This is a genomic window from Pedobacter miscanthi (assembly GCF_032678605.1).
Lineage (GTDB): Bacteria > Bacteroidota > Bacteroidia > Sphingobacteriales > Sphingobacteriaceae > Pedobacter > Pedobacter miscanthi_A.
In genome coordinates this window covers 164,701-180,554 of record NZ_JAVTSU010000001.1, presented here as the reverse complement: position 1 = coordinate 180,554, position 15,854 = coordinate 164,701, and the positions used below count along the sequence as shown (strand labels likewise).

Annotated in this window: 16 protein-coding genes; 5 read left to right on the top strand and 11 right to left on the bottom strand. The window is 38.4% G+C overall.

Annotated features, from left to right (window positions below):
- Positions 1–96: 96 nt before the first annotated feature.
- From R2R28_RS00680 to R2R28_RS00670, 3 genes are all read right to left on the bottom strand, one after another.
- On the bottom strand, positions 97–657 hold the full coding sequence (locus tag R2R28_RS00680) for a hypothetical protein (RefSeq protein WP_316823776.1): 561 nt from the start codon (positions 655–657) through the stop codon (positions 97–99).
- Positions 658–666: 9 nt separating this feature from the next.
- Complete coding sequence (locus tag R2R28_RS00675; RefSeq protein WP_316823775.1) at positions 667–1,176, bottom strand: hypothetical protein; 510 nt, start codon at positions 1,174–1,176, stop codon at positions 667–669.
- A 430-nt stretch (positions 1,177–1,606) separates the two neighbouring features.
- A complete protein-coding gene (locus R2R28_RS00670) occupies positions 1,607–2,011 on the bottom strand; it encodes an EVE domain-containing protein (protein WP_316823774.1) in 405 nt (134 codons plus the stop codon).
- 189 nt (positions 2,012–2,200) lie between these two features.
- Here R2R28_RS00670 and R2R28_RS00665 point away from each other — a divergent pair, with 189 nt between their 5' ends.
- The 3 genes from R2R28_RS00665 (at position 2,201) to R2R28_RS00655 (ending at position 3,766) form a co-directional block, all read left to right on the top strand.
- On the top strand, positions 2,201–2,932 hold the full coding sequence (locus R2R28_RS00665; protein ID WP_316823773.1) for a hypothetical protein: 732 nt from the start codon (positions 2,201–2,203) through the stop codon (positions 2,930–2,932).
- Positions 2,933–2,984: 52 nt separating this feature from the next.
- Positions 2,985–3,299 (top strand): hypothetical protein, encoded by a 315-nt coding sequence (locus tag R2R28_RS00660; RefSeq protein ID WP_316823772.1) that lies wholly within the window; start codon positions 2,985–2,987, stop codon positions 3,297–3,299.
- A gap of 107 nt (positions 3,300–3,406) precedes the next feature.
- Complete coding sequence (locus tag R2R28_RS00655; RefSeq protein ID WP_316823771.1) at positions 3,407–3,766, top strand: ferredoxin; 360 nt, start codon at positions 3,407–3,409, stop codon at positions 3,764–3,766.
- A 156-nt stretch (positions 3,767–3,922) separates the two neighbouring features.
- Here R2R28_RS00655 and R2R28_RS00650 read toward each other — a convergent pair whose 3' ends face one another.
- The 4 genes from R2R28_RS00650 to R2R28_RS00635 form a co-directional block, all read right to left on the bottom strand.
- Complete coding sequence (locus R2R28_RS00650; RefSeq protein WP_316824177.1) at positions 3,923–4,612, bottom strand: ATP-dependent Clp protease proteolytic subunit; 690 nt, start codon at positions 4,610–4,612, stop codon at positions 3,923–3,925.
- A 78-nt stretch (positions 4,613–4,690) separates the two neighbouring features.
- On the bottom strand, positions 4,691–4,960 hold the full coding sequence (locus tag R2R28_RS00645; RefSeq protein ID WP_316823770.1) for a hypothetical protein: 270 nt from the start codon (positions 4,958–4,960) through the stop codon (positions 4,691–4,693).
- Positions 4,941–5,501, bottom strand: a complete 561-nt coding sequence (locus tag R2R28_RS00640; protein WP_316823769.1) for a sigma-70 family RNA polymerase sigma factor — start codon at positions 5,499–5,501, stop codon at positions 4,941–4,943. The genes R2R28_RS00645 and R2R28_RS00640 overlap by 20 nt, the downstream gene beginning before the upstream one ends.
- A 229-nt stretch (positions 5,502–5,730) precedes the next feature.
- Complete coding sequence (locus R2R28_RS00635; protein ID WP_316823768.1) at positions 5,731–6,723, bottom strand: AraC family transcriptional regulator; 993 nt, start codon at positions 6,721–6,723, stop codon at positions 5,731–5,733.
- A gap of 160 nt (positions 6,724–6,883) precedes the next feature.
- Here R2R28_RS00635 and R2R28_RS00630 point away from each other — a divergent pair, with 160 nt between their 5' ends.
- Positions 6,884–7,501, top strand: a complete 618-nt coding sequence (locus tag R2R28_RS00630; protein ID WP_316823767.1) for a class I SAM-dependent methyltransferase — start codon at positions 6,884–6,886, stop codon at positions 7,499–7,501.
- A gap of 54 nt (positions 7,502–7,555) precedes the next feature.
- Here R2R28_RS00630 and R2R28_RS00625 read toward each other — a convergent pair whose 3' ends face one another.
- The 3 genes from R2R28_RS00625 to holA all read right to left on the bottom strand — a co-directional run bounded on the left by R2R28_RS00625 (position 7,556) and on the right by holA (position 12,743).
- Positions 7,556–8,629 carry a DUF4932 domain-containing protein gene (locus tag R2R28_RS00625; RefSeq protein ID WP_316823766.1) on the bottom strand — a complete coding sequence of 358 codons (1,074 nt, stop codon included), beginning with the start codon at positions 8,627–8,629 and terminating at the stop codon, positions 7,556–7,558.
- A 697-nt stretch (positions 8,630–9,326) separates the two neighbouring features.
- The gene (locus tag R2R28_RS00620) at positions 9,327–11,585 is read right to left on the bottom strand and encodes a glycosyl hydrolase family 95 catalytic domain-containing protein (protein WP_316823765.1); all 2,259 of its coding nucleotides are present in this window, start codon (positions 11,583–11,585) and stop codon (positions 9,327–9,329) included.
- Between the two features lie 135 nt (positions 11,586–11,720).
- Positions 11,721–12,743, bottom strand: a complete 1,023-nt coding sequence (gene holA / locus R2R28_RS00615; RefSeq protein WP_316823764.1) for a DNA polymerase III subunit delta — start codon at positions 12,741–12,743, stop codon at positions 11,721–11,723.
- 191 nt (positions 12,744–12,934) lie between these two features.
- On the opposite strand from holA, the gene R2R28_RS00610 reads away from it, so the two are divergent.
- Positions 12,935–13,393, top strand: a complete 459-nt coding sequence (locus R2R28_RS00610; RefSeq protein ID WP_316824176.1) for a type I restriction enzyme HsdR N-terminal domain-containing protein — start codon at positions 12,935–12,937, stop codon at positions 13,391–13,393.
- Between the two features lie 1,114 nt (positions 13,394–14,507).
- On the opposite strand, the gene R2R28_RS00605 is transcribed toward R2R28_RS00610, so the two are convergent.
- Positions 14,508–15,701 (bottom strand): Gfo/Idh/MocA family oxidoreductase, encoded by a 1,194-nt coding sequence (locus tag R2R28_RS00605; protein WP_316823763.1) that lies wholly within the window; start codon positions 15,699–15,701, stop codon positions 14,508–14,510.
- Positions 15,702–15,854: the final 153 nt, after the last annotated feature.

Sequence of the window (15,854 nt, the reverse complement as noted above, 5' to 3'; positions counted from 1 at the left end):
TTTCTCGTATGGATAAACCTTATTAATTGCCTATAAAACTAATTAATAGACTCCGGACTGCAAGGACTTTGCACTAACTACATACGCTAATACCCCTTAAGGTTTAAACGCAGATGAAATAGATTTAAGCTGTTGCAATTCCGCCAAAACATTTGGATTGGCCTGATAATAAATTGAATAATAACTCAATTGGCTTAATTTATTACCATCTTTTTGACTGAAGTTGAATCTGGCTACATTAGGATTAATGGCATGGATGGGCAGCGCTAGTGCATTGGCAAGACCAGTAAAAAAAACCGAAGAAACTGTTGCAGCAGCATCTTCTTTTAACGTTGGCTCTTGTCTACCCCATTTATCTACCCTTTTACCTTCCGAATTAACTTTGTACTCCTCTGCCCTGTCTTCCCCCATTTTGATCAGGTTTATTCCTTTGAAGCCTTTTTTAATGGTTCTGATTTGGACTGTTTTAATTTCGTTTAAGGGAACGGCAATAAATTCGCCATCGTGGTTTACAATTACATTTACAGAATCTACCTTATATAAAATCCCCTTTTGCTTACCGTTTTGGGTTTTAATAACGGCAATAAAGGGCTTTACATTTTGCGCCATGGCAACCGTTGCGGAGAGGAAAAAGAGTACAAAAAAAATGTTTTTCATGTGAGGTAGTTATGGCTTATCAATATAGTTGGCTTTTGAATAGATTTCTAATTTTTTATATTCGGAAGCAAACAATTTTTCGTCTTTATTAATCTCTAAAAATAATTTTTTAGCTTTAAGTTCTGCCAACAAACCATAGGTTGTACCTACTGCAGCCCCCAAAGTGGTAGCGGCTAAAAATACAACAAGCTGCTCATTACCGGAGCTATTATTGTCGGTAAATGCTAAAGAACCAATTGCTGCACCTGCCAGCGTCCCAACCAGAAATCCTTTACCGGTAGTAATGCCCTTTTTCTTTAAACGGATACTGATGATATTTTTGGAGCGGAGCATAATGTAATTCCCATAACCATCATTTACAGCAATACCTTCGGGAGAAACTTTTTCTAAAGTCCCTTTTAAGGTAGGTAAAGAATCTGAAACCACTTTTACCTGATAATTGATAAATTCCTGTGCTTTAACGCTATTCAAGAACAGATTACCCATAAAAAAACAGAGCGAAAGAAATAGAATTTTCATTTGGTTATTGGTTCATTTGGTTAATTGCATAAACTGCTTAATCGGTTAACTGGCGCTCAATGTCAACTGGTTTATCATTCTGAATATAGTGAAAACCCCCTAACCTAAGCTCCACATACGTTAATTACCATACTCAGTTGTAAAACTTTAATAAGATCCTTCACTTCGTTCAGGATGACAATTTCCCGTGCAAATCGACTTCCCTGGTTATCTTCAAAACTAACTTGTGGTTTGATCGTTCATGGTTGATAGCCATGCAGTTTAGCCAAATTACTTATAAAATCTTAATTTTCTTACCTTCTTAATAATCAATAAATAAGGCTACCTGAAGTTGTTGGTTAATGCGTAAACTGGTTAATTAAATCCAAGCACTTTATAGTATTGCGGTTAATAGACTCAGGACTGCAGACTCAAGACTTTGGACTTAAAACTAAACGCTCATTTCCAGGATCTTATCAAATTCTGATGCTTTAAGCGGCATTACCGATAAACGGCCCTGGCGTACCAAAGAAATATCTACCAAACTGGGTTCAGCTTTGATCTGCTCTAAAGAAACCGGATTTTTCAGGCTTTCTACCGGCGATAAATCAACCACTACCCAGTTGGCATCATCGGTAGTAGGGTCTTGATAAAATTCTCTCATAACCTTTGCAATCCCAACTACGTTTTTACCTTCGTTACTGTGGTAAAAAAGCACTAAATCGCCTTCTTTCATGGCTTTCAGGTTATTCCTTGCCTGGTAATTACGTACGCCATCCCAAAAGGTACGGCCATCTTCGTTAAATTTTTCCCAACTGTATTTAAAAGGCTCTGATTTTACTAACCAATGATTCATTGTATTTCTTTATTTAAAGCTCAAAACTAACAAAACAGAACGGAATAGGAAATAGGAAGTATGAAGTATGAATTTCGCACGCTCGACAAGGAGTCATAGCAATATGGCTCTTTTTTGTTATAATTGGATTCTATCAGACCAACCCCAACAGCGGCCCAGACTTTGAGGAAGTACAATAATGAAATTACAATGAATGAAATAAAAGCCGTACAGGTAAAATCAAAACAATGTCAGGATTGGATACAATCTGGTAAAGCGATATTAAGAAATGACTTGAGACCTGCAGATATGGAAGGATTTTTGGATTATTATATGCTTGATGATGGTGGATTACTTTTAAGAAATGTTTTTGAAAAAAAGAATGGTATTTTATATAAAACTTATAGAGAATACCAAGAGTTGGAAGAAAAAAATGAAAAGAAAAAGGTTCTTATTGATAAATACGGTTCCCCAAAGGGCGCATCATTTAATAGTTACTTGCGTATTAAGACTGAAGATTTTAGAAAGATGATACCCCAATCGGCTCAGTTGCTTGAACGTGCATTCTTGTTAAAACCTAATAGTTTAGATTGTTCAATAAAGAGCTTGAGATATATAAGCAAGGCCATGAAAAAGGCATTAGCTATCATGGACATTGATGAGTTTGAGGAAAAATACGTTTTCTTGATTACCGCCTATTGTGGTGAGGTCATGCGTAAACAAATTGGTGGTGAGTGGTTAATTAGAGGAAGTGAGGAGGGCATTCTTCATCAGGTAATGATAATAGATAAAGGCAAGCCTGAATATAGCTACAAACCTGAAATTGGGTTAGCTAAAATTCTTGCCGGCGATGTATCTAACCGCTTAGATATTGAGGTAGATGCTCAATTGCACAAATATGGTTTCATAAAAGGAAATGAAGAACATTATAATGTTCAGTAATAAAGTGGGTATCTCAGTGAAAGTTGGTTGAAAAACGCAGTTAAATGTCATTTTGGCGAATGCATTTAAAGACAGAGTTTTCTTTAGTATTCTTCAAGAGTGCTATAAGGGTACAGATGCCATAAAAGAAATTCAGAAAAGGGATGTAGGCAATCCATATGATGGAATTTACGACCCAATACTTTTTAAAAAGATTGATTCAATAGGTAAAGACTTTGCAAAAAACATCCCTCCACCCTCGTTATGTGAGTGCAGTAAGGAACAGAATTATTTTATGGCCCAGGCGTTACATTACTACAGAAGCAGAGAATTAGATTCAATAGCTAAAGTAGAACTGCAAAAATTTGGGATGTATAAATGCAAATAGTATTATTGCCAGATCATGCAGAATTAATAGGTTGCCTCAAAAACTGAGGCAACTGTTGGCGTACTACAATTACCAAGACACATCAAGTTGCAAAATCATAATATTAAATGAAATTCCTTAAAAAGATCTTTTCAACAATGACAAAAGATAATGATATTCCCTTACCAGAAAGGTATCCTGAAAATTCTATGGGAGATTTTTATGTAGAGAACCAGGTTTGTATTACTTGTGGTGCACCTGAAGCAGAGGCACCAGATTTAATAGAGCATTCTAAAATTGAATATGGACATTGCTATTTTAAGAAACAACCTACAACCACTGATGAATTAAATAGCGCAATTAATGCAATGCTGGTTTCATGTATTTCAGGCATTAGATATGGTGGTAAAGACAAAGCAATACTCAAGAGACTTTACGATTTAGGTTTGCAAACAGAATGTGATTATAAATTAGAGGATTTGGAATAACCCATTATTAGCGCAAGTCTTTTAGGGTATGGGCAACCGGCTGGCGGGCATCAGTACGTTAACACATATTTTACCCCCCTTTCAAAGTACAAGCTGGCCCTCAATTTTGGCAGGGTTCAACATGTACCTGATATATTTTAAAATTTAAACAAAACATTACGCCTCACGGGTTAACACCTCATCTATCATTCCAAATTCTTTTGCTTCAACGGCACTCATCCAATAATCGCGACTGGCAATCTCATTTATCCGATCGTAACTTTGGCCACTATGTTTAGCCAAAATATGGTACAAATCTGATTGCACTTTTAATACCTCTTTTATTCTGATATCCATATCAATGGCCGTTCCCTCTGCCCCACTTGAGGTTTGATGGATCATTACCCTGGAATGTTGCAGGGCCGAGCGTTTGCCTGCGGCCCCGGCGCATAACAATACCGAACCCATAGAGAGTGCAATGCCCGTGCAGATGGTGGCCACATCGGGCGCGATATACTGCATGGTATCATAAATGCCAAAGCCGGCATAAACCGATCCCCCTGGCGAATTGATATAGAGCTGAATATCATTTTGGGTATCAACAGACTGCAAAAAAAGCAATTGTGCCTGTATTACGTTTGCATTTCGCTCATCAACGGCTTCGCCTAAAAAAATAATCCTGTCCATCATTAACCGTGAGAAAACATCCATCTGAGCCACATTTAGCTGCCGTTCTTCGGTAATATAAGGGGTAATGGCAACAGGCGTGGCGTAAGCAGGTGTTCTGCTCATGTACTGATCTACATAAAGGCTGTTTAAACGCTGGTGTTTTACCGCATAAAGGCGGAACTCTTTGTTAATATCCATCATATTGGTTAAAATTTCGGCATAACAATGCCTTTGCTCCTTATTGGGGAGCATGATTATAAAATTAAGATTGATTGATTATTTGCTGAACAAACGCATTACCTTTTGCCTGAAGCTTTGATGTTCTCTGGTATTAAATAACGTTTCATGTATGTTATTGATTTCGTTTTTCAGCTGCTTCCGGCCATAGTTCTGCACCATTTGGTAGGTTTTGTTTTGCCAGTAAACCTGCTCCTTCAGTTCGGGTTGTAGAATCAGTTTAGCTTGGAACAAGCAGTTTTCGCCATCCTTATCGTCCGACAGCAGGTAATGCTCAATTAAATGGAGCTCATGCAATGATGTCTTCATATGTTAAGGATTTTGCTTTAACCGTTTCTTTCACTTTTTCGAGGCATTTAAATTTCTGGGCGGTTGCAGAGCGTGCGCCCGAAAAGCCAAAGCGGCCAGCGAGTGTTTCCATATCAAGCTTTTCGTAATAAAAAGCGCTGAGCAATTGCATACATTTCTGTCCGGCATGTGCGAGTAAATTCATCAGTTTAGGTGATGAAATTTCCTCGTATTCCGCATCTGCCAAATCGATTTTTTCATTAAAAACAAAATCTGAGGAATTAAGCGTAACCTGCTTGTCGTTTTCTTTATAACACTTGATCCATAAAAATTTTGCTATCCCAAATAAATAAGCTTTCTCTTTATACTTCAGCTTTAATCCCGAAACCAGTACTTTCTCATAATACACCACCAGTGCATCCTGAAAAATATCTTTAGCCTCCTCAAATGATCCACCCATTTTACTTACGTGCCTGGCCACCAATGGAAAGGCTTCCTGGTAAAGTTTCATAAAAAGAGCCTTGCGGGTGCTTTCTTCCTCCTGAACCGATGTTGCTGTCATGATTACTATGCTTTATAATAGTATGTGGCTATTATTGATCAGAGATCACCTAAAATTAACAATTATTTTTTTCTATCCTTAAGTCCATTGCGTAAACACATATTGTAAAAATTGTTTGGAGCGTTATGCGATCATGCTTTGAAAAAACACAACCTTACTAAAGTACGCCGTATCCGGATAGCGCTCAGACCCCATGGGCGAGAAAAATCAAAAAAGATCAGCAAACTCCTTAACTTTTCAATTTACCGGGTGTTACTGCAAATTTCTTTCTGAAAGCATTGCTGAAATGTTGCACAGAAGAATAACCAAGCATAAATGCCACAGATTTGATCGGCCGGCCTTCTAATAACAATTCTTTTCCGTGGTTAAGCCTGTAATCACTTAAATAACCGAATATGCTGTTATCAAACAGGCCTTTAAAACCTTGTTTCAGTTTAAACTCGTTAATGCCGCATAATTTAGCCAGTTCTGCTACCGATGGTGGCTGGTGGATATGCTCGATGAGGTAATCGCGGGCATAATACAGGCAATCCCGATCGTAGGCAGAGTGTAAAGCTGCAGGTTGTTTTTGGGTGATAGACTGCTCAAAAGCTTCTGCCTGAAGCACAAGCAGTTCGATGCATTTCGATTCGATAAACATGCGCTTCAATCCTTCCGGATAATCACAGTGAAGAATATCCCGGATGCAATTTTGCATTGCCCATGAAACGGGCAGGTTGTGCTCGGCTATTTGTGCATAACGTCCGGTATCGGCATAATCAGCGAGGATTTGCAAGGCATTGGTCGAGTTTTCGGCCAGTTGCAGAAATTTTTCCTTAGCAAAATGCACCTCAAAAAAACGATAATGCTGGTTGGTATCATATTCGCCGGTACCATCCAGCTCAGGCATATAAATAATATTCTGCTGATTGGAGTTAAAAAGATATTGCTGTTTATTTACCTTATTAAATATGGTTCCGCTACCTGATAGGGTAAAACGCAGTTTAATCATATCGGGAACATCATAAGTGGGGCGAAAATACATTTGATGTTGTTTAAACATGATGTCGCCGTATACGATATAAATATCAGGAATATTGATCTGTACCAATTCGGCATCGCTAAAAGAAAAATTGTACTTCTCTTTCCTTTCTGTAACCAAACCACCCCGGCCGGGAAGATCATTAAAACTGCCCCCTACCTTTTTCCAGGCCCCGTAATCCTTGCCAACATTAATTCCCATAATGGCAATTATCATAAAAAAAGCCGAACAAATAGAATACGGTTATCAACAATTCAATTTTCTGTAAAAGAAAATCCCTTTTGTGTAAAAGTGTAGGGCAGCTATTTTTCAATTTTGCCTGAATTGCGAAATGAATTGCGAGAGATTAATAACCTATACCATGGAGGCGCAGGCAGACCTGAATACATTAACCCAAGAAATAAATATCAATGCCCTCACAGCAAAAAACACCATTATTTTTAAATTATTAGAAAAATTAGCGCTGGAAACTGATGCAAAAGTATTAGAAATTGGCCCGGACAGTACGGAACATCTTCCTTACCTTTTTCAAAAGGGAGCAAACATCAGTTATTCAGGCATTTTTGAAGCTGAATCTGTAACAAAGGAAGCCTTTTCTACTTATCAAGCTGAAGGAAATACCATAAAATTGATCAAAAGAACCGATAACAGGATTGATTTTCAGGATAATTTCTTTGATTCTTGTTTTACCGTGAATACCATTTATTTCTGGCCGGATCCTTTACAATATCTAACAGAAATTTACCGTACATTAAAACCGAAAGGAACAATAAACCTTGCCTTTGTTGAAAAAAACTTTGGCGCACACCTTCCGTGGACACAGCTTGATTTTACATTTTATGAAATGGATGAAGTAAAGTTGCTTTTTAAACAAACCGGATTTGTGAACATCGAGATACAGGAAATGGCTGAAACCATAACGGATAAAGATGGAAATGAATTATGCAGGCCATTTATGGTTATATCAGGGCAAAAATAAGATGTAAAACCGGGGCAGGCAGAAATAGCTGCCCCCTGTAAAACTAACGCTGGGCTAATGTTTTAACTGCTGCGCCTCCGCATTAAAAAACGCAATAATTTTTGGATAAAAACTTTTAAAGGTTGGGTAAATATCTCTCGAGGCTTCGTATTCACCAAGTAGGGTAACCAGCCTTTCCGTCCATAAAAATCCCTTTTTCTGTTGCTTTAATATTTCTTCCTCTACCAGTTGATCTGCATTTTTATGATCAATCATATAACGAACCACCGATGCCCTTACTAAAGATTCGTTGATCAGGCTATGCCAGTCTTCGTAGCCTTCGAGTTTCATTTCATGCCTTTGCTGTTCCAATAAAACTTCCCCACTCTTTTTAAATTGCGCCTCGATGTTGGTATTATCTTCCAGGATATGATCAACAAATGAATGGTTAAACTCATGAATAAGGTAGCTTAAGTAAGTTTCTTTCGGAAAAAGCGGCTCACTTGCAGCATTAAAAGTCCACGAACCCATTACGGCATAAACCAGCCTTTTTTTGCCAATTGGGGTAACGCTGGGGCCATAATTTGCTCCGCCATCGCCAAGCCCTAAAACTACTTGATAATCTACCTCATAATCGCCGTAATAATCCAGGTACCATTTCTGATCAAATTCATTTACAGATAAATCAAACTGTTTGGTGGCCTCGTTATAAAATGCCTGATGGTTATTAAAAAAGATTTCAAATTTTGATAAATGGTAAAAATCATTCAATAAACCAACAAATTTTACGGCATCAGCTTTGTCCCATTTACCGGTTAAGTTACTTTCTTTCTCTCTGATTAATGAAAATTTATGATTTGAATACTTAAGGTGAGTCGCTAAAAACATCACTTTAGAGAAGCCCATATTTTTTTCTTCGGCAAGCTTTTTCGCAAAACCAATTACCGCATCAGTTTTGTATGGATCGAAATAGGTGTGAATTTCGTTGATGTATTTTTTGGCAAACTTCATATTATATTCCGGGTTACCAGCCAGGCGAAAAACAATGCTTAACAGTTCTACCCTGTTATCAACAGTGGATTGGATTTTTTCATTTGCAACAATAGAAGTACAGGTGAAGGCAAGAAAAAGAATGAGGATAAATTTCATGGAGGGATATAGCTATAATCCCATAAAACTATTAATTAATTTAATAGTCCGCGTTATCTAGCCAAAATATCACAAATTATTTCTTTTACAAACAGGATGGCACAAATATGAGTCGGGTTTCATCGCAAACATATCGCGTTCATGGATACTAATCAATCATTCATGGAGTAATTATCCCCCTTCACCTATTGTCTATTTTAATACACCTCATTGTAGCGTACGTTTGTATAATCATAAAATTAATATTCACGGGTAACTAAATACCTCGAGTTAGACCGATAGGGATAAAACGTCTGCTCATTAGTTATAATCTAACTGTGATATTAAAGATGACCATAAGAGGGGGGTTCCGGGATGATTTACCCCCTCTGCTTTTTTCTTAACTTTTTTGATTTCGGGCAGTTTTCTCCCAATTGGCGTTTCCATCTGTCCTAACTTCTGTAACCTTATTATCCCAGGATGTGGTCATTTTTATTTTTCACCAGGCGAAGCCCATCCCCAAAGTTTTGTTGTCGATTTTTGTTGTAACACCATATTACTGCTCAATATATTTGGCAAACGTATGTGGGCATGAAGCAACAGTAAGAAAGAACTAAAAAGGCTGAAAATAGTATTTTTTTATATGTTTATAATTGTTTGATTGGCAGGTTTTATAAATAACACTGGCATTTTAGGATGGTCCTAATGAGTTAGAACTTTATTCGTAACCGTTTTCGAAGGTGATGGTTTGCCGTTTTTTGAGTTTCACTTCTGCAATTCCGTCCTCTCCCATTTTTACCGTTCCGGCAGGAAGGTCTTTTACCACATAAGTTTTAAAGGGAAGTTTAATTCTAAGTACACCTGCTTTTTCGGCATACACTTTCACTTTTGTTGGCACACCATTTTCTTTATTTCCGCTTATTAAGAAGGCACCTTCAGTGCGTAAGTCATTAAAAGAAACATTTCCCCAGCTTTTTGGCACTGCCGGAAAAACCTGTATGTAACCTTTTCGGCTCTGTAATAACAATTCCTGCACACCTTGTGCAAAAGCGAAATTACCCTCTAACGTAAATGGACGGTAGGTAAAACCAGAGTACTGCCCTCCTTTTTGATCTCCATTTAAATGAAAACTATTGGGCGAACAGAAATTCGAAGCAAAAATTTCCAGTTGTTTCACAGCCTTATCGGCCTGGTAAGCCCTTGCATATAAAGAAGCCATCCAGCTAAAGGAGTAACCACACCATGCCCGTGTACCAATTTCTTCCAAACGTTTTAAAGAATTATCAATAATGGTTTTATCTTTCGGCTGGTTAACATCGAGCAAATCGAGGGGATAAATGGCCATATATTGCGACATATGCCTGTGCGAAGTGGTTAAATTTGAACCGGGCGCTATGGTAAAACCTGTTGCGTTTATTTCATAATCTGGTAACTGGCTTAGGATTTCAGACCAATGTTTGCTCTCCTCCATTTCACCTTTTGCTTTACTTACTTCGGCAGCGGCGCTAAATAGAAACTTAGCCAAAGACAAATCAAAATTAGTCCAGTTTAAAAACCAGGCATTAATGCTGTTATCGTTATACTCCGGACTAGAGCTAAGGGGTAATGTGCGTTTACCATTTCTTAAACGCGTTATATTTTCCAGATAGGTGGCTGCGTCATGAATATAAGGATATGCCCTTTTTTTAAGAAATACCTTGTCCATGCTGTATTTCCATTGCCAATAAAAGTGCTGAGAGGTCCACGCACTTACGGTTGGCGAAAGCGAATACTGGATCCACCCGCCCATTGGATCGCCATTTAAGGTAATTACTCCCGGAACATTTAAACCGGTAACCCCAAAATACTGGCTGGTGTAATCCAGGTTTTTTGTTCTTATTTTCCAAAGCCAGTCGGTAAAGGTTGCGCCTTCTGCCAAACGGTTTGCGGTATAAGTTGGCCAATAGCTCAGCTGGGTGTTTAAATCGTTATGAAAATCGCCTTTCCATGGCGGTAAACTGCCATTATCAGCTGTCCAAACAGCTTGTAACGTAATTGCTGGTGCACCTTTTCTGGCCACACAACCTAATTTGTACATTTCTAAATAGTATTGTTTCTGGATCATACTATCCGGAACAGAAATGCTGGATTTACTCCAGAAATCTTTCCACCACTTCGTGTGTGTTTTCCAATCCTTAGGTTTTTTAGCCGCAGTACGAATAATTGGTAATGAAGCGGTTTCATCATTACTGATGGTCCATGAGCCGGTTACATTACCATTTGATTCCTTTTTCCATTGTACCAAAACCTCATAATAATGCCCTTGATAGGTTGGCTGGTGGTAACGGATACTATTTGTAGTATTGATAACGGTTCCTTTTGCATAACCCAGCTTCTGTAAACCTCCACCTGAATGGCTGTTATCGCCTTTTTCGGTGAGGCTATTGGCATAATTATGTACAATTAAATCGGGGAGGATGTTGATGGAATTAAGGTTTTCAAAACTGAAATATCCCTGTGCACCTGTAGCATGAATATAACAGTTAAAAACAGTACCATTGTCGAATTTCACCGTATTAAGCGCTGTTTCAATATCCAGTTCATTCGATATAACCTTCCCGAACTTTGAAATATCAAACTCCATCGCCGCAGCCGGCAATTTAGTTGGGTATGGACTGTTATCATAAGGTTCGTCGCCTATTTTTTGAACGGCAGCATAATTATTTTGATGCACCTGCTCTTCTACCCATTTAAAAGTAAGTTTTGAAATATCAAGCGCCTTGCGCTCGTCCCATAAATCAGCACGATCTAAAGATAGACGCAGTTTACTGTTTTTTCCCCAGATTAAAACACCGAGCATGCCGTTTCCTAAAGGCATGGCTTCATCCCATTTGTTGGCGAGTTTAGGAAAAGAAAGGTTATAGGGTTTTAGTGATTGTGAAAAGCTTGCTGTAGAAAAGCACAGCAGTAACAGGACGATTGTAATTTTGGTTTTCATTTGGTTGTTTAGAAAAGATTAGCACCCGTGTGAGGTATTAATTTCTAAAATAATGATATTTAATTACAATGAAATACGGAAAAATTGCGCAAACGTTTGACAGGTAATATCAAACTGGCTTTTGCGAAAAAAAGATTAGTGTATAATTTTGAAAACGAGTTCTTTTAACAACTCGCCATCATCCACATTTCCGGTACTATCTAAACCTTTGCTCTTTAAATCGTATTCGCGGAGCAAGCTAATTACCTGAAAAACCTTGCCTGTGTGGTAATTCCGTGCAGCAACTTCATAATCTTTGATAAAAAATGGAGGTACGCCCAAGGCCGATGCGGCATCGGCTTTATTTGGAATATAGTGGTATTTTAAGAGCTTGGTGAAATAACCGCCTAAGTTGGCCAAAACCATTACTGTTGGGTTGGCTTTAGGATTGCTGGCAAAATAGTTGATAATTTTATTACATTTTAATACATCGCGGATAGCCAGTGCTTTTTGCAATTCGAAAACGTTGTATTCTTTACTAATGCCTATATTTTTCTGAACCAGATCGGTATTGATCGTCACTTCTTTTGAAACGTTCAGCATTAGTTTTTCGATCTCGTTGGCAATTTTAGAAAGATCGGTTCCTAAATATTCGGCCATTAACGCCGATGCCTGCTGATCAATTTTATAACCTTTTTCCTTGATAAATTCTTCAATCCAGGGTACCAGTTTATAATCGCGCACAGGATCTGATTGAAAAATCAGTCCGCTTTTATTGATCGCTTTATAGATTTTTTTGCGTTTATCGAAATTGGCGTATTTAAAGGCCAATACCAAAATGGTACTGGGCAGGGGTTTTTCGAAATAATTGAGTACAAATTCGCCTTCCTTACTGCTCGAATCTTCCTTGCCCCACTTTAAATCCTGCGCTTCTTTAACAATCACCACCTGGTAATCCGACATCATCGGGTAGCGCTTGGCAGCGCCTAAAACGGTAGCCATATCGGTATCTTTCCCATATAAAACGGTCTGGTTGAAACCTTTTTCAGCATCGTTCAGCAGTTTATCTTCAATATAATCAGTTACCTGATCGATATAATACGATTCTTCTCCATGTAATAAATACACAGGTTTAAATTTTCGGGCTTTGATATCTTTAATAATTTCGGCAGCAGTCATTGACCGTAAAATTACGATTTAGCTTTAAGGATTTGGGTAAATGTTTATAATTTAAAAGAGGGTAGATTATAGACATTAGATATGAGATTTACCAGCCTAAACCAAAATTAACTAACTTTGGATCCTTAATAATTGATGAATTGTTTAATTGCTAATTGCAAGCTGATAACTGGAAACTGCCAACTGATAAAATGTTCAATCCTACTCCTCTTAATCTTCCGCCCTATCCGTTTAAAATTACCAAAAAAGATGATGTGGTTTTTATATTTGACGAGCTCAGAAAGAAACATTTGGTGTTAACGCCTGAAGAATGGGTGCGACAGCATTTTATACAGAACCTGATTTTAGAAAAGAAATTTCCGCGCACCTTGATCCAGATTGAAGGTGGCCTGGTATTGAACCAGTTGCAAAAGCGTAGCGATATTTTGGTTTACAATACCGCAGGCGAAAAACTGATGCTGATTGAATGCAAGGCACCAAAGGTAAAAATCACACCATCGGTTTTCGATCAGGCATCGCGGTATAATTCTATCCACCAGGCCAAATGGATTGTATTAACCAATGGTTTGCAACACGTTTATGCAAAGATGGATCTGGAGAAAGGTAAGTTTAACTTTGTACAGGAAATGCCTGACTATTTGGGCTTGTAGTTTTTTACCACAGAAACACAGCGTTAAATTTTAGCGAGAGATTGGCAACCGGTTAAAAACATCCTTCGTACCTCAGGATAACAGCCATTTTAAGGAAGTTTTCTGAATGCTGCTATTCGACCGTCAATAGCGGCAAAAACCTCCCAATTTTAAACCTCCAATGTATTTGCAAAATTCTAAGCTCTACCATTGACGGACATAAAAAAATACTCGTCATTGCGAGGTACGAAGCAATCTTACAACGATCGCTATAACCCATAGTTGTAAGATTGCTTCGTCGGCTGAAAAAGCCTTCCCGCAATGACGACTTTTGGCGGCTTATCATTGCGCTAGGATTTTTATACCATCAATATTGATTTTTATACCATAAATTATCCCTATCAATGACGATTCTAAAGAATGGTCGTCATTCCTGCGCAAGCGGGAACCACGAAGTGCTCAGCGAAGCTAATCTTAATGCAACCCGCAACCCCTACCAAGGCATTACGATTGCCAGTCGGGCTGGCAATGACGATTTTACGTACTCTCATTAAACCTCCAATGTATTTGCAAAATGCTAAGCTCTACCATTGTCGGACATAAAAAAATACTCGTCATTGCGAGGTACGAAGCAATCTTACAACGATCGCTATAACCCATAGTTGTAAGATTGCTTCGTCGGTTGAAAAAGCCTTCCCGCAATGACGACTTTTGGCGGCTTATCATTGCGCTAGGATTTTTATACCATCAATATTGATTTTTATACCATAAATTATCCCTATCAATGACGATTCTAAAGAATGGTCGTCATTCCTGCGCAGGCGGCAATCTTAAAGCGCTTGCATTACGATTCCCAGTCGAGCTGGCAATGACGATTATACGCACGGTCATTAAACCTCCAATGTATTTGCAAAATGCTAAGCGCTACCATTGTCGGACATAAAAAAACACTCGTCATTGCGAGGTACGAAGCAATCTTACAACGATCGCTATAACCCATAGTTGTAAGATTGCTTCGTCGGCTGAAAAAGCCTTCCCGCAATGACGACTTTTGGCGGCTTATCATTGCGCTAGGATTTTTATACCATCAATATTGATTTTTATACCATAAATTATCCCTAAGGATGACTATTTCCTATACGCTATATTCAGTCTTCCAAACCTGCTTATTACCACTATAAATGGCTTCGTTACACATGGCCACACATATGGCTGCCTGGGTGCCGGTATTGATATTTGATGCGGGTTCTTTTTTGGTGGCTATCGAATTATAAAACTCATCAAGGGCATAATTGGTACCATCCAGGGTGGCTTTGTCTAAAATCGGGATTCCACCGTCTTTATTCACCACAATTTTAGTTGCTCCGGTTACGCCATCAACAATGCCCAGATCTTTTTTGGCACTTTGTTCAGGATAAAACAAACCTGTGTTGGTTAGCAAAGAAACCGAACCTTTAGTGCCTTTTATCTTAAACAGGTAACCATCATGGGCATTGCCACAAGTAGCTCCAAAATTCCCGATCATCCCTTTTTCATTATAACGGAGAATGGCCTGAATATTATCATAAGTTTCGCGGCCATCCTTAAAAACATCTATACCTCCTGATCCCATAATTTCATCTGGTTGTGTTTCGAATGCCCAGTTGATAAAATCGATTTGATGCGATAAAAGTTCGGCAGCTAAACCACCAGAATACTCTTTGTACATCCGCCAGTTGATTTTACGTTCTAAAACCGGATCTGGCACGGCCCTGCGCCAGTTGCCATTGCGGTCCCAACGGCAATCGATCTGCGTAACCTTACCCAAATAACCGCTTTGGATCATATCTTTCACCTTAAAGTACAAAGGCGAATAACGGTATTGATATCCCACCTGAAAAACCTGATTGGGATATTGTTTCACCAGCTTTTTAAGTTCAAGTGCCTGGGCAATATTGTAGGTCATGGTTTTTTCTACATACACATGTTTACCGGCCAGTACCGTATCTTTAGCAATTCTGAAATGCTCGCTTAAGGGCGTAGCGATAAAAACCGCATCGATTTTTTTATCATCCAGCACTTTATGGTAATCTTTAATGGCTTTTGCATCTGCAGGAACATATTTTTCGGTTTCTTTAAGCCTAAAATCGAGTAAATCGCAATAGGCTTTGATGTTATACTTTGAAGGCATGGATTTAATAACCGACAACACACCTTTGCCCCGATCGCCACAACCAATCATGGCCACATTAATGATTTCATCAGCCACTAAATTTGCAAAACCCTGATTACCCAAAAATAAACCAGAGCCAATTAAAGCTGATGTTTTAACAAAAGATCGACGATGCATGATATTTTAAATATTTTATTTTTTTTATTTTATTTGGAGCGCACAGCCTTTGCTGCTATTTAAGGATTGTTCCCGCCAATGCTGCAATCTTTTTGTTGACGGTACCTGCTATTTTACCGGAAAATGCAACAAAAAGTATTTTCGCGTATGTCG

Excerpts from the sequence above, each read along its gene's own strand:
- R2R28_RS00655 (WP_316823771.1), top strand. The coding sequence starts at position 3,407 with ATGAAATTCCTTAAAAAGATCTTTTCAACAATGACAAAAGATAATGAT.
- R2R28_RS00620 (WP_316823765.1), bottom strand. The coding sequence starts at position 11,585 with ATGAAAACCAAAATTACAATCGTCCTGTTACTGCTGTGCTTTTCTACA.
- R2R28_RS00610 (WP_316824176.1), top strand. The coding sequence starts at position 12,935 with ATGTTCAATCCTACTCCTCTTAATCTTCCGCCCTATCCGTTTAAAATT.
- R2R28_RS00670 (WP_316823774.1), bottom strand. The coding sequence starts at position 2,011 with ATGAATCATTGGTTAGTAAAATCAGAGCCTTTTAAATACAGTTGGGAA.
- R2R28_RS00675 (WP_316823775.1), bottom strand. The coding sequence starts at position 1,176 with ATGAAAATTCTATTTCTTTCGCTCTGTTTTTTTATGGGTAATCTGTTC.
- R2R28_RS00635 (WP_316823768.1), bottom strand. The coding sequence starts at position 6,723 with ATGGGAATTAATGTTGGCAAGGATTACGGGGCCTGGAAAAAGGTAGGG.
- R2R28_RS00640 (WP_316823769.1), bottom strand. The coding sequence starts at position 5,501 with ATGACAGCAACATCGGTTCAGGAGGAAGAAAGCACCCGCAAGGCTCTT.
- R2R28_RS00650 (WP_316824177.1), bottom strand. The coding sequence starts at position 4,612 with ATGGATATTAACAAAGAGTTCCGCCTTTATGCGGTAAAACACCAGCGT.
- R2R28_RS00625 (WP_316823766.1), bottom strand. The coding sequence starts at position 8,629 with ATGAAATTTATCCTCATTCTTTTTCTTGCCTTCACCTGTACTTCTATT.
- R2R28_RS00630 (WP_316823767.1), top strand. The coding sequence starts at position 6,884 with ATGGAGGCGCAGGCAGACCTGAATACATTAACCCAAGAAATAAATATC.
- R2R28_RS00645 (WP_316823770.1), bottom strand. The coding sequence starts at position 4,960 with ATGAAGACATCATTGCATGAGCTCCATTTAATTGAGCATTACCTGCTG.
- R2R28_RS00680 (WP_316823776.1), bottom strand. The coding sequence starts at position 657 with ATGAAAAACATTTTTTTTGTACTCTTTTTCCTCTCCGCAACGGTTGCC.
- holA (WP_316823764.1), bottom strand. The coding sequence starts at position 12,743 with ATGACTGCTGCCGAAATTATTAAAGATATCAAAGCCCGAAAATTTAAA.
- R2R28_RS00665 (WP_316823773.1), top strand. The coding sequence starts at position 2,201 with ATGAATGAAATAAAAGCCGTACAGGTAAAATCAAAACAATGTCAGGAT.
- R2R28_RS00605 (WP_316823763.1), bottom strand. The coding sequence starts at position 15,701 with ATGCATCGTCGATCTTTTGTTAAAACATCAGCTTTAATTGGCTCTGGT.